At 64.5% G+C, this 12,526-nt stretch carries 11 protein-coding genes; all 11 read left to right on the plus strand.

Annotation, left to right across the window (positions count from 1 at the left end; translation table 11 throughout):
• Positions 1–26 precede the first annotated feature (26 nt).
• On the plus strand, positions 27–1,118 hold the full coding sequence (gene fabD / locus ACFYQ5_RS03855; RefSeq protein WP_389192645.1) for an ACP S-malonyltransferase: 1,092 nt from the start codon (positions 27–29) through the stop codon (positions 1,116–1,118).
• Positions 1,119–1,158: 40 nt separating this feature from the next.
• The gene (locus tag ACFYQ5_RS03860) at positions 1,159–2,418 is read left to right on the plus strand and encodes a hydroxymethylglutaryl-CoA synthase family protein (RefSeq protein WP_389192647.1); all 1,260 of its coding nucleotides are present in this window, start codon (positions 1,159–1,161) and stop codon (positions 2,416–2,418) included.
• Complete coding sequence (locus ACFYQ5_RS03865; RefSeq protein ID WP_389192650.1) at positions 2,406–3,191, plus strand: enoyl-CoA hydratase/isomerase; 786 nt, start codon at positions 2,406–2,408, stop codon at positions 3,189–3,191. Before ACFYQ5_RS03860 ends, ACFYQ5_RS03865 begins: the two co-directional genes overlap by 13 nt.
• A gap of 2 nt (positions 3,192–3,193) precedes the next feature.
• Positions 3,194–3,946, plus strand: a complete 753-nt coding sequence (locus tag ACFYQ5_RS03870) for a polyketide synthase (RefSeq protein ID WP_389192653.1) — start codon at positions 3,194–3,196, stop codon at positions 3,944–3,946.
• A gap of 4 nt (positions 3,947–3,950) precedes the next feature.
• Entirely contained in the window at positions 3,951–4,196 is a 246-nt protein-coding gene (locus ACFYQ5_RS03875; RefSeq protein ID WP_389192656.1) for an acyl carrier protein, read from the plus strand.
• On the plus strand, positions 4,177–5,424 hold the full coding sequence (locus tag ACFYQ5_RS03880) for a beta-ketoacyl synthase N-terminal-like domain-containing protein (protein WP_389192659.1): 1,248 nt from the start codon (positions 4,177–4,179) through the stop codon (positions 5,422–5,424). Before ACFYQ5_RS03875 ends, ACFYQ5_RS03880 begins: the two co-directional genes overlap by 20 nt.
• Positions 5,425–5,497: 73 nt before the next feature.
• Positions 5,498–6,442, plus strand: a complete 945-nt coding sequence (locus ACFYQ5_RS03885; protein WP_389193105.1) for an acyltransferase domain-containing protein — start codon at positions 5,498–5,500, stop codon at positions 6,440–6,442.
• A 33-nt stretch (positions 6,443–6,475) separates the two neighbouring features.
• A complete protein-coding gene (locus tag ACFYQ5_RS03890; protein ID WP_389192661.1) occupies positions 6,476–7,339 on the plus strand; it encodes an SDR family NAD(P)-dependent oxidoreductase in 864 nt (287 codons plus the stop codon).
• A 67-nt stretch (positions 7,340–7,406) separates the two neighbouring features.
• The gene (locus tag ACFYQ5_RS03895) at positions 7,407–11,342 is read left to right on the plus strand and encodes an SDR family NAD(P)-dependent oxidoreductase (protein ID WP_389192664.1); all 3,936 of its coding nucleotides are present in this window, start codon (positions 7,407–7,409) and stop codon (positions 11,340–11,342) included.
• Positions 11,343–11,585: 243 nt separating this feature from the next.
• Complete coding sequence (locus tag ACFYQ5_RS03900) at positions 11,586–12,134, plus strand: YciI family protein (RefSeq protein ID WP_389192667.1); 549 nt, start codon at positions 11,586–11,588, stop codon at positions 12,132–12,134.
• Positions 12,131–12,424, plus strand: a complete 294-nt coding sequence (locus ACFYQ5_RS03905) for a hypothetical protein (protein ID WP_389192670.1) — start codon at positions 12,131–12,133, stop codon at positions 12,422–12,424. Before ACFYQ5_RS03900 ends, ACFYQ5_RS03905 begins: the two co-directional genes overlap by 4 nt.
• Positions 12,425–12,526 lie beyond the last annotated feature (102 nt).

Consider the following 12,526-nt stretch of genomic DNA (forward strand, 5'->3'; position numbering starts at 1 on the left):
TGGAAGATGATGAGAAAGGATTGCCCATGCGGACCTACGTCTTCCCCGGGCAGGGGGCGCAGCAGAAGGGGATGGGGTCTTCCCTTTTCGACGAATTCGAGGATCTCACCCGCTCTGCCGACTCGATTCTGGGCTACTCCATCAAGAACCTCTGCCTGGAGGATCCGGACAAACTGCTCGACCAAACGCAGTACACCCAGCCGGCGATGTATGTCGTCAACGCCCTGTCCTACTACCGAAAGCTCCGTGAGACCGGGCTTGTTCCGGACTTCGTCGCAGGTCATAGCCTTGGCGAGTACAACGCGCTGCTGGCGGCCGAGGTCTTCGACTTCGAGACCGGCCTGCGGCTGGTGCGCAAGCGCGGGGAGCTGATGGGCCAGGCTTCGGGCGGCGGGATGGCGGCCGTGCTGAATGCCTCGGAGGCGGAGATCCGCACGATCCTCACGAAGAACGGGCTCGACTCCCTCGATCTGGCGAACTTCAACACACCGTCGCAGATTGTGATTTCCGGCCGTGCCGAGGACGTCGAGGCCGCGAAGCCGCTGTTCCAGACCGGGAACCACCTGTTCGTGCCGCTGAAGACGAGCGGGGCATTCCACTCCCGGTACATGGAGTCGGCCCGCGTGGAGTTCAGTGGGTTTCTGGCAGGAATCCCCTTCTCCGAGCCGCGTATACCGGTTATCTCCAATGTGACCGCGAGGGCCTACGAGGGCCACCTCGTCAAGGAGATTCTGACGAAGCAGATGGTCAACGCTGTGCGGTGGTCCGACACGGTGGAGCACCTCCTCGAATATTCTGGGATGGAGTTCGAAGAGATCGGTCACGGCGCGGTGCTGACTAAATTGCTGAAAAAGATCAGCCGCGAACTCGCGCGTGGGGCAAAAGCCCCGGTGCACGCCGCGCGGAAGCCAACCGAGAACGCCGGAGAAATGGTCCGGAAGTGGAACGATCGGTACACGATCGGGACTCTGTTCCGGTCCACCACAGGCAACTACGGGAACCTCGAGACCGCTACGACGGCAACCGTTCTATTCGGGCACCGAGCAGCCGTCTACATGCACGGTTATCGAGGGTACTTTGATCTCCAGGAACTGGAGCCGGTCCCAGCAGCGAAGTAAATCGGACCGAACCGACCAGCAAGCCCCAGTGGGAGAACTGATGACGACCGTTGGAATCGAAGCACTGAACATATTCGCCGGCAGCTGCTATCTCGACGTGGAGAAGCTGGCGATCCATCGCGGGCTCGACACGGCGAGGTTCGACAACCTCCTCATGAAGGAGAAGACCGTTGCGCTGCCCTATGAGGATCCGGTGACCTTCGGTGTCAACGCGGCCAAACCCCTCATCGACGCCCTGTCGCCCGAGGAGCGGGATTCCATCGAACTGGTCATCACCGCGACCGAGTCGGCGTTCGACTTCGGCAAGTCCATGAGCACGTACTTCCACGACCTGCTCGGGCTGAACCGGAACTGCCGCCTCTTCGAGATCAAGAACGCCTGCTACTCCGGGGTCGCTGCGCTGCAGACAGCGGCGAACTTCATCCTGTCGGGGACCTCACCGGGTGCGAAGGCACTGGTCATCGCCACCGACATCACGCGCTTCATGGTCGCGGAGAGCGGCGACGCGCTCTCCGAGGACTGGTCCTTTGCCGAGCCGAGCGGCGGTGCCGGCGCCGTGGCGATGATCGTCAGCGACACCCCGCACATCTTCCAGATCGATGTCGGCGCGAGCGGCTACTACGGCTACGAGGTGATGGACACCTGCCGTCCCCTGCCCGACAGCGAAGCGGGCAACGCGGACCTGTCCCTGTTGTCCTACCTCGACTGCTGCGAGAACTCCTTCCGCGAGTACCAACGGCGTGTCGGTGACGTGGACTTCGTCTCGACCTTCGGTTACCTCGCCTTCCACACGCCCTTCGGCGGAATGATCAAGGGCGCGCACCGCAATCTGATGCGCAAGGTAGCCAAGGCACGTCCCGCGGTCATCGAGGAGGACTTCCGGCGGCGCATGCACCCCGGCCTGACGTACTGCCAGCGCGTCGGGAACGTCATGGGGGCGACCACGATGCTGTCGCTGGCCAGCACCATCGACAACGCGGACCTTTCCAGCCCCCAGCGCATAGGCGTCTTCTCGTACGGCTCCGGCTGCTGTTCCGAATTCTTCAGCGGCGTGTCCCGCCAGGAGAGCCAGGACCGCACACGCGGCCTCGGCATGGAGAAGCACCTCAGCGCCCGGTACGAGTTGACGATGCCGGAGTACGACTCACTGCTGCAGGCCAATCACGCTGTGAAATTCGGTACCCGGAACACCCTTCTGGACACCGGTATCGTGCCGCAGGCCCGGACCGCGCTCGGCCGGGAACTCCTGTTCCTGAAGAAGATCGACGAGTTCCACCGGGAGTACGAGTGGCTGTCCTGAACCCGGCGGGATACGAGACCGTCAAGGTTCGCTTCGAGAACGAGATCTGCTTCCTCCAGCTGCACCGGCCGGAGGCGGGCAACACCATCAGCACCCGCCTGGTCGAGGAGTGCGCCGACGTGGTGCGCTTCGCCGAGGAGCACGCCAAGGTCCTCGTCCTGGAAGGCCTGCCCGAGGTGTTCTGCTGGGGTGCCGACTTCGAGGAGATCGCAGCGGGGGACGGGGACGGCGGGAACGAGGGATCGCCTGCGACGGCCCTGTACGACCTGTGGCTCTCGCTGGCTTTCGGATCGTTCGTCTCCGTGGCGCATGTGCGCGGCAAGGTCAACGCCGGGGGACTGGGGTTCGTGGCCGCATGCGACATCGTGTTGTGCGCGGACACGGTGATGTTCAGCCTGTCCGAGTTGCTCTTCGGACTGATGCCGGCGTGTGTCCTGCCCTTCCTGATCAGGAAGGTCGGCCTGGCCAAGGCCAACTTCATCACGCTGACGACTCAGCCGTTCACCGCCGAACAGGCCGTGAGCTGGCAACTCGTCGACGCCAGCGCGGACAACAGCGACAACCTGCTGCGCCGGCACATCCTGAGGCTGCGCTATCTGCCCAAGACCGGAGTGACCCGTTACAAGAAGTACCTGCGCAACCTCGATGACATTCTGCTCCCCTCCCGGGACAAGGCCGTCGCGGCGAACCGGGAGGTGTTCTCCGACGAGGAGAACCTGCGCAAGATCGAGCGCTACGTGAACACAGGGCAGTTCCCCTGGGAAGGAGAGTAGGAATGCACGGCCCACCCGTGGAATACCGGGAGATCACCTCTTCCATCGTCCAGATCACGATGCAGGACCAGGTGCACAAGAACACCTTCTCCGATCAGCTCATCACCGGCCTGCAGGAGGCCTTCGCGAGGGTCGGGACGAACGAGCGGTGCAAGGCAGTCGTTCTCACCGGCTACGGCAACTACTTCGCCAGTGGCGGCACCAAGGAGAGCCTGCTGCTGATCCAGGAGCGGCGCATCAGTTTCACCGATGCCGACATCTACGGCCTGGCGCTGGACTGCCCCGTTCCCGTCATCGCCGCGATGCAGGGCCACGGCATCGGCGGTGGCTTCGCCATGGGGATGTTCGCCGACTTCGTGATCCTCAGCCAGGAGAGCATCTACACCACGAACTTCATGAAGTACGGGTTCACTCCCGGCATGGGCGCGACCCTGATCCTGCCCAAGAAGCTCGGCTCCAGCCTGGCCGGGGAGATGCTGCTCTCGGCGAAGACCTATTACGGCCACGAGCTGAAGGAACGGGGCGTCCCCTTCCCTGTCCTGCCGCGCGCCGACGTTCTGCACCAGGCCCTCGAACTGGCCGAGACCCTTGCCGAGAAACCCAGGATCTCCCTGGTCACACTCAAGAGCCATCTCGTGTCCGAACTCCGCGCCGAACTCCCGCACTACATCGAGCGCGAGGTGGCCATGCACGCGAAGACCTTCCACCAGCCCGAGGTCCGGGCACTCATCACGTCCCACTACGCAGGAGGCTGACCACATGCCCGACCACCACGTCTTCGATCTGATCGTGGAGCACATCCGCGAGGTGATCCCTGAACTCGACGGTCACCGTTTCGAACGCTCCGATTCGCTGCGCGATCTGGGAGCCAACTCCATCGACCGGGCAGAGATCATCATGATGACCCTGGAGTCGCTGTCGTTGCGCATACCCCTGGTCGAGCTGGCGGATGCGAAGAACATAGGCGAGCTGGCGGACCTCATCCATGGCAAGTCCGCAGTCTGACGCCCGCGATGTCGTCGTCACGGGCCTGGGTGTCACCACCGCGGTGGGGCAGGGCAAGGACGACTTCGTCGCAGCGCTTCTCGACGGTCGCCATGCCTTCGGGTTCATGCAGCGTCCGGGCCGGGTGCCTCCGGCCTCTTCCGCCGACGGAGCCGCAGTCTTCCTGGGCGCCGAGATGGGGGAGCCGAGCTTGCCCGGGAGCATCGCCGCGCGCACCGTGCGCACAGCGTCGCTCTCGGCCAAGGCGGCCCTGACCACCCTGGACGAGGCATGGCACGAGGCCGGGCTGGACGATGCCGATCCGTCCCGCATCGGCCTGGTGATCGGCGGATCCAACGTCCAGCAGCGCGAGTTGACTCTGCTGCACGCCCGCCACGCGGACCGTCCCGAGTTCCTGCGCCCGACGTACGGCATGGGCTTCATGGATTCGGACCTGTGCGGGTTCTGCACCGAGCAGTTCCCGATCCGCGGATTCGCCCACACACTGGGCGGTGCCTCGGCCAGTGGTCTGCTCGCAGTGCTCCAGGCGGTGCGGGCGGTGCAGTCCGGCCAGGTCGACGTCTGCATCGCCCTGGGCGCGCTCATGGATCTGTCGTACTGGGAGTGCCTGGCCTTCCAGGCCATGGGCGCCATGGGCTCCCACCGCTGGGCCGACGACCCGGCCGCGGCCTGCCGCCCCTTCGACCGGAACCACGACGGCTTCATCTTCGGCGAGGCATGCGCCGCGGTAGTCGTCGAGCGGGTGGACGGGCGCCGGCATCCGACGCCGTACGCACGTTTCCTCGGCGGCGGTACGGCGATGGACGGCACCCGCAATCCCCACCCTTCGCTGGAGGGAGAGGTGGCTGTCGTCGAGGCGGCGCTGCGCGAAGCCGGCATGTCCGCGTCCGCCATCGACTACGTCAACCCGCACGGCACCGGATCGCCCACCGGAGACGCCGTCGAACTGCAGGCGCTCGCGCGCTGCGGGCTGACCGAGGCCCGTATCAACGCGACCAAGTCGATCACCGGGCACGGGCTCGCCGCGGCGGGGGCGGTGGAGATCGTGGCCACGCTCCTGCAGATGAAGGAGCAGAAGCTGCACCCGACCCGCAACCTGGTCGATCCGCTGGACGAGAGGTTCCCCTGGGTGCGTGAGAAGGCGGAGGACTGCGCATTCCGGACGGCTGTCAGCCTGAGCATGGGCTTCGGCGGAATCAGCTCGGCGATCTGCTTCGAAAAATGCTGACGGCGACCGCATCCCGGACCCACGACGGAGACCTCTCTCGAAAGCAGCGGCGATGACGAGACCGACCGTGTTCATGTACTCGGGGCAGGGGTCGCAGTATTTCCAGATGACCCGCGAACTCTACGAGCGGCACCCGCGCTACCGGCTGTGGCTGGAGTACTGCGACGACATCGCCTTCCCCGTTCTCGGTAAGTCGGTGGTGGACACGATCTTCGACCCGGACCGCACGAAGAGCGATCCGTTCGACTCGTTGGCGGACTCCAACGCGGCGCTGCTGTGCGTGGAGTACAGCCTCACACGGGTGGTGCAGGAAATGGGTTACCGGCCCGACGTCCTGGTGGGCTACAGCCTGGGAGAGATCACCGCAGCCGTGGTCGCGGAGGTGGTTCCGCTGGAGTTCGGGATCTCCTTCGCCGTGGAGTTCGCGCGGATGCTGGCGGAGCGGACACCGCTGTCCGGGATGCTGGCGGTCCTCTGCTCTGCGGAAGTCCTGCGCAGCCATGCCGGATTGTTCGCCGACTGCTGGGTGACGGGACGCAACTTCGACGGCAACTTCGTGGTCAGCGGTCGGGTCGAGGCGGTGGCACAGCTCGAGTACTCCCTGGGCCGCGAGGGCATCGTGTGCCAGCGGCTCCCGGTCAACTACGGCGTGCACACCGAACTCATCGACCCTGTCGAGGAGCAGGTACGCGGCATCCTCGCCACCGCGAGTTTCGCACCGCCGCAGATCCCGATCGTCTCGTCCGCGTCGACGGACCGGGTCGTCGACGTGACGGCCGACGGCATCTGGGCCGCCATGAGAAGCCCGGTGGATTTCGCGCAGACCATCGAGAAGATGACCGCCGCCGGCGACGCGACCTTCATCGACCTCGGGCCCAGCGCGACGCTCGCGACGTTCGTGAAGTACATCCTGCCGCCGGGCAGCGGCTCCGCGCAGGTGCACACCATCAATCGATTCGGACAGGACCTGAACTCGCTCCGCGAGTTTCAGGAGCAGACAGCTTCGATACGTGGCTGAGGACGAGTCGGAATCCAGGAGGGACATCCGGTCATGTCAACACTGAGCGAGATCAGGATCTATCAGGGCGCCACCGCGATCATCACGGGCGCCGCGTCGGGGATCGGCCGTGCGCTGGCCGAGGAGCTCGTCGCCCGTGGGTGTGAGGTCGTACTGGCCGACCTCCAGATCGAGCAGGCCGAAGAGCTGGCCGACGCTCTGCGGGAAGCCGGCGGGAAGGCGACCGCCGCCTGGCTCGACGTCACCGACCACGCGAAGTTCGAACAGCTCGTCAAGGACACCGTCGCGCGGACCGGCCGGCTGGACTACCTGTTCAACAACGCCGGCATCAGCCACGGCATGGGTGCGGGCGCACGGCACTACCGCATCGAGGACTGGCGGCGCATGATCGACGTCAACGTCATCGGTGTCGTCAACGGCGTCCAGTCCGCGTACAACCTCATGATCGACCAGGGCTTCGGCCACATCGTGAACACCGCCTCCCTTGCGGGCCTCGTCCCGAGTGCGGGGACGACGTCGTACGTCACCACCAAACACGCGGTGGTCGGGCTCTCCCACAATCTGCGCATCGAAGGGGCCCAGCTCGGAGTACGCGTGAGTGTGCTGTGCCCGGGCGTCATCCGGACCCCACTCATCGAGGGGGGTGTATACGGCCGCAGCGTCGAGGGGGTGACCAGTGAGATGACGCGGAACATGTGGGAGGAGCAGAAGCCGATCTCACCGGAGGAGTTCGCCAAGAAGTCACTCGACGCGGTCGCCCGGAACAAGGGAATCATCGTGGTTCCTGCGGCCTGGAAGCTGTTCTGGTGGCTTTTCAGGTTGTCGCCGACCTTCTCGCTGAACATCGCGACCAAGAAATTCCGGGATCTCGGGAGGCGCGAGGTTTCCGGCGGCTGAGCCCGGAAGGTACCGCGGAACGAAACCAGAAACGTCTGCCGACAGTATGTGAACAGGGAGTACCGACATGATCAGTGGGGCGTCATATCCGCAGCGCAAGCCGATACCGCGGACTCACGGAGTGTCCACGGGTGTGTCCACGGCTGCTGTGTACCCGCCTGCGGCCACTGACTGTTTCTACTCGACGGTATGGGTTGAGGCGGAGGGGCCCTCAGGGGTTTCGCTGCCGGGTTCATATCTGCTGCTGTCCCGGTCGGACGTCGATGTCGATCTGCCGGACGGGTGGGTCAACCGCGTTGTCCGCGCTTCGGATTCGGTGGGCGATGTGCTCGTTGAGCAGGCCTGGGGCTGCGTTGCGGTTCTGAGCGACGGGCGAGAAGCTGATGTGTGGTGGGGGCTTCGCGTTCTGCAGGCCTGTTCGGAGGGTGCGCTTGCGTCTCCAGGCAGGGTCGTCTTCTTGCCGGCGCCGGGCGCAGTCGACGATGCGGGGTTGTGGGGGCTCGGCCGGACTGCCCGGTTGGAGAGGTCCGACCTGGCGGTCCACTGCATCGAGGCATCGAGGGAGCAGCTTTCCCGAGCGTTGACTCTGAGCCGGAGCGACCGCTTGGAGGAGGACTACCGGTTCACCGAAACCGGGGTCCTCGAGGTGCCGAGACTGCGACGGCACACTCCTGGCGACGGAGGGTTCGCTGCTCGTCCGGATGTCTCGTACGTGGTGAGCGGGGGTTCGGGTGCTCTGGGTCTGGTGGCGGCAGAGTTCCTGGTGGAGCGGGGGGCGCGGCATGTGGTGCTGCTGTCCCGGTCGACGCGTGCGGGAGCTCCTGTGCCGCCTGAGGTCGTGGAGCTGCGTCGATCTGCTCGGGTCGAGTGTCTGACGTGTGATGTGAGTGATCCAGGGAGTGTCCGTCGGGCGCAGGACGCCATGACGCAGGCCGGTATGCCGGCGGTGGCCGGGGTGGTTCACGCCGCGGGTGTCCTGGCCGACGGTGTGTTGGCGAATCAGACGGAGCCGAAACTGAAGCAGGCTTACGGGGCCAAGGTCGAGGGCGCGAAGAACCTCCGGAACGTCTTCGCTCCGCCGGACTTTCTGGTGCTGTTCTCCTCGGCCGCTTCGATCTTCGGGGCCGTTGGTCAGGCGAGCTATGCCGCGGCGAATGCGACGTTGGACGCGTTGGCCGAGTCGTGGTCGCTGCGGGGTGAGCCCGTGCTCTCGATCCAGTGGGGCGCGTGGTCCGATGCCGGCATTGCGGCGCGTCACCGAGCAGTCGAACGTGCGAGGACCTCGGGTTTCGGGGCGATCAGTGATGATCTTGGGACCGCAGCGTTGAACCGCCTGCTCGCCGGACCCGAACGGGGGGCAGTCTGTGTTTCTCCGGTGGATTGGGACACGCTGTCGCCGGCAAACAGTTTTGCTTCACGCTTCACCGCCCGGCAGGCAACCGGTTCGCCGGTACCGGCACCGGAACTGGGCGACGTCCGTCACGTCGTTCGCATGGCGGCTCGAGAAGCTGTTGGAAGGCAGATCGAGGATGACGCCCTGTTGTCAGAATCCGGTTTGGACTCGTTGGGCAGCATACTGCTGCGAAACAGGATCGCGTCCGACCTGAAAGTCGTGCTGCCAACAGCGTTCGCCGTGGAGTCGTCAGATATTCGCTCTCTGGTGGGGTACGTCTTCGAGCAGATGCGGAATCGATCGGGCGAGGGCGGCCCTACTCGGGGAAAGCCCGCGACACAGAAACCTGCGTCGCGGACGCCTGCTGCTTCGCAGACGTCCGTCTCTCCGCTGCGTCTGCCGGTCCTGGTCATAGGGGCAGGCCTGGGCGGTATCGGCTTCGCTCGACGACTTGAAAGACTGGGTATTGCAGTAATAGTCATGGAGAAGCAGGACCGTGTCGGCGGTGTGTGGAGCTCCCTCGCCAATGCGGATTCCAGAGTGCAAATTGACTCCCCAGCGTACAGCTTCGACAGCGCGTCGCCCGCAGTGCACGGAGATCATCGATGGCGAGCGGTTTTTCCGGGCCGGGATGAGGTCCTGCAGCAGTCGAATGCCGTGTCGTCCGAGCTGAAGGAGCCGATTCACTTCAACTGTGAAGTGGTTTCTGTCAGGAAGGTTCGAGAGCAGGAGTACGAGGCCGTATACCTTCAGGGAGGCGTTGCCAAGTCTGTCCGGGTCTCAGGTGTCGCGGCACTGACGGGCGGGCTCCACCGGCCCGTGCACCACCGGTTTCGTGATGAGCACCTCTTCGCGGGGCACGTCGGGTTGGGGGTTGCCGATGACACGCCGCCCGAGCGGTTCAATGACGCGTCGGTAGTGATTGTTGGGCACGGTGCTTTTGCCTTGGAGAACATGCGCACAGCCCTGGAGAACGGTGCGCGACATGTGACGATCATTTGTCGGCGACGAAATCTGGTCGTGTCCACTCTCTGCAACTGGGTGATCAATTCGAATGAGGGGGCGACATCGCTCAACGATGTCGTTGACATCATGCGTCCGTTCTATGACCTCTGTGGCATCGATATGGAGTCCCTTCCTTCGCTCTCTCAGGAAGCGGACGGAAGTTTTGTGCTGGACCAGTCGACGGTCCCGGCGGCCTCGGATGTCTATTTCCTGGCGCAGGCGCTCGGGAAGGTGACGGTCATAGAAAGCGAGATTGATTCCGTGTCGGCCCACTCGGTCGTCACTGAGAGCGGAAGGGAGGTGGAGGCCGATGTGTTGGTCAAATGCCTGGGATCGCAGACGGACGGGAGCGTCCTGTTGCGAATTTTCGGCGAAGACAGCCGAGTTGAAGGGCTCTGGGTCGACGGGGATCCCAATCTTTTCACCTACAACGATGGTGCACAGATACCCCGAAAGGCGAAATCCCTGCTCTGCTCGAGCTACGTGTTCTTCCTGCAGGCATTCGCTGAAGCGTATCTGCATTTTCGGGACAACCCCGCCGAGCTGAAAGCGCTGTTCGGCAGAATTGCTGTCGAAACCTCCGAGAAGTCGTCCTCCGAGCGATTGCTTGTGGAGTTGTGGGATTTCATCGAGCGCGCGAAGAGGAACGTTGCGTCGCGAACCGTCGAGCTCTGCCCGTTCGACCGCTTTCAAAGCGAGAGGGAAGGGGAGTGGCGGGCGTACTCTGCGTTGCTGGGCGAATCGGCAGATGAGGGGGAGGGGCTTTGGAGTGTGATGTCCCCGACCGTGTCGCTGCTTCACCGACGGGATCCTGCGTTTCCCGTGGAGCGACGTGTCAAGCACGACGACTTCGGCTCGATAAGCATCTTTGTGCCGCGACGGCACAGGGTGCTGTTCCTGCCGGGGCAGGGGACTGATGGACGCCTCTCGCGAGCCATGCTGAAAAAAGCTGGTTGGACCAGGCGCGAAGATCTTGAGTTCGTCATTCCCGATGCTCCCTACGCGATGCCGGCATTTTCCGGTGCGGAGCAACTCGAAATTCGGGGCCTGGACTCCATGGTTGAGGAGGGTCTCTACGATGTTGCAGGAACCTATCGGGAGTGGAAAGCGGGTTTTTCGGAGCTGTGGAATCAGTATTACGGTATTCCCAGCGGCGTGGAAAATTCTGACCCTGAGGAGTCTTTGAACTCGGCCCTCCAGTACCTCAGGTCGATTGCGGAAGATCATGGACCGTTTGCCGGTGTTGCTGGATTCGGTGAAGGTGCTGCGATTGCCTCTGCGGCTCTCCACTGCCAGGATCTGGGGCGTGATGTGGGACTGGGTGACGTGCGGTTCTTCATCGCGATGTCCGCGTGGCGGTCACCTGCCCATGAGCGGGCTGGGATATTTGAGAAGACCCGGCCCATCGATGTTCCCGTGCTTCAGACGCTGGGTGAGCGAGAGGCGGATGTGTTCCAGGCTGCTGCTCCGGTCTTCGGCCGGGACTTTCGCAGGGTGTTTGAACACAGGCACCTGGGAAAGCACGCCTACCCTTCGCTCACGCGCAGTCTCGATCAGAAGCTCAATCGCCTGCTTCACGCGGCATCCAGCCTCGATCGTTCATGAGTCCTTGAGGCTCTTCCAACCTGGCTGCGCAGCGGGCCGGTTGGTCCAGGAGGGCGTTGAGGAAAGGTGAAGCTCCTGGTAGATGGGTTGTCGACCAAGATCGACCTGGCTGCCAGGAGCTTCACGTGCTTGCCTACCCATCGGGGATCGAGCTGTCCGGCTCGATCCTGCGCTACCCGGCCAGCAAGACCGTCGCCGGAACGCAGTTGAGATGGTGCCCTTGATGGGGAAGAGTCTGAGGTCATGGAGTTCTTCTGCTTTCACCGTGATCGGCCCGGCTCCCTCGCGTTGCGCGAGGAGTTGCTGGAGGAACACTGGTCCTACATGGACCGGTACGCGGAGGAGCTGATCGCTCGCGGCCCGACCTTCGCCGATGATGGTGAAACACCCACCGGCAGCGTGCACATCGTCGACCTGCCCGATCCCGCCGCCGCCCGCGCGTTCGCCTTCGGCGAGCCCAACTACCAGGCCGGCGCGTACCGGGACGTGCTGCTACGCCGGTGGCGCAACGTGCTGGGGCGCACCATGTGGGATTTCCCGGGTGGCCGGACCGGCGGCAACCGGTACCTGGTGCTCGGCCTCGGCCAGGGCCCGGCCGCCGACCTTGTTCTGCCGCTCGACCGGGACGAACTGGTCGCGTGCGGGCCGTTGCTGTCCGACGACGGCGACACCTGGCTGGGTACGGCGGTGCTGCTCAGGGCCCCGGACCCGGACACGGCAAGAGCCGTCCTGACTCCGGAGCGGTACGTGGACATCGAGGTCCACAACTGGGAGTTCGGCGGGCGCCGATGAGCCACGGAGGCACCGGGCTGACGTCATCTCCGGACCACATCGACCTGGGACAGGAGCAGGTGACGGTGGCGCTTCGGGCGGTTCCTCTGGTGGGCGGGCCGGTGGAGTTCCGGGGAGCGTTGGAATCCGGTGAGCTGTCCGGCCCTGGAGGAGGCCCCCGGACCGGCCGGACCGGCCCGGACGAGACAGACGACCTGGCCGACGGCCTGCATCCCACCGCCGCCGCGTACCGTCGCATGGGCAAGCGCTTCGCAGCCCACGCTTTCGCGGCCGACGGCGCCTTCCTCTGAGCGAGCCGGGCTTCGCACCCTGCACCAGGCGGAACGCCGCCTGCGGGTACAGCGCGTCGCATCCGCGAAAGCCCTCCGCCCAGATGTTCAGTTCCGGCCGTC

It is taken from the genome of Streptomyces sp. NPDC005794, assembly GCF_042871445.1.
Taxonomy (GTDB): Bacteria; Actinomycetota; Actinomycetes; order Streptomycetales; family Streptomycetaceae; genus Streptomyces.

Bases quoted from the DNA above. Each gene is read 5' to 3' on its own strand.
- fabD (WP_389192645.1), top strand. From the start codon at position 27: ATGCGGACCTACGTCTTCCCCGGGCAGGGGGCGCAGCAGAAGGGGATG.
- ACFYQ5_RS03860 (WP_389192647.1), top strand. From the start codon at position 1,159: ATGACGACCGTTGGAATCGAAGCACTGAACATATTCGCCGGCAGCTGC.
- ACFYQ5_RS03870 (WP_389192653.1), top strand. From the start codon at position 3,194: ATGCACGGCCCACCCGTGGAATACCGGGAGATCACCTCTTCCATCGTC.
- ACFYQ5_RS03875 (WP_389192656.1), top strand. From the start codon at position 3,951: ATGCCCGACCACCACGTCTTCGATCTGATCGTGGAGCACATCCGCGAG.
- ACFYQ5_RS03880 (WP_389192659.1), top strand. From the start codon at position 4,177: ATGGCAAGTCCGCAGTCTGACGCCCGCGATGTCGTCGTCACGGGCCTG.
- ACFYQ5_RS03885 (WP_389193105.1), top strand. From the start codon at position 5,498: ATGTACTCGGGGCAGGGGTCGCAGTATTTCCAGATGACCCGCGAACTC.
- ACFYQ5_RS03890 (WP_389192661.1), top strand. From the start codon at position 6,476: ATGTCAACACTGAGCGAGATCAGGATCTATCAGGGCGCCACCGCGATC.
- ACFYQ5_RS03895 (WP_389192664.1), top strand. From the start codon at position 7,407: ATGATCAGTGGGGCGTCATATCCGCAGCGCAAGCCGATACCGCGGACT.
- ACFYQ5_RS03900 (WP_389192667.1), top strand. From the start codon at position 11,586: ATGGAGTTCTTCTGCTTTCACCGTGATCGGCCCGGCTCCCTCGCGTTG.
- ACFYQ5_RS03905 (WP_389192670.1), top strand. From the start codon at position 12,131: ATGAGCCACGGAGGCACCGGGCTGACGTCATCTCCGGACCACATCGAC.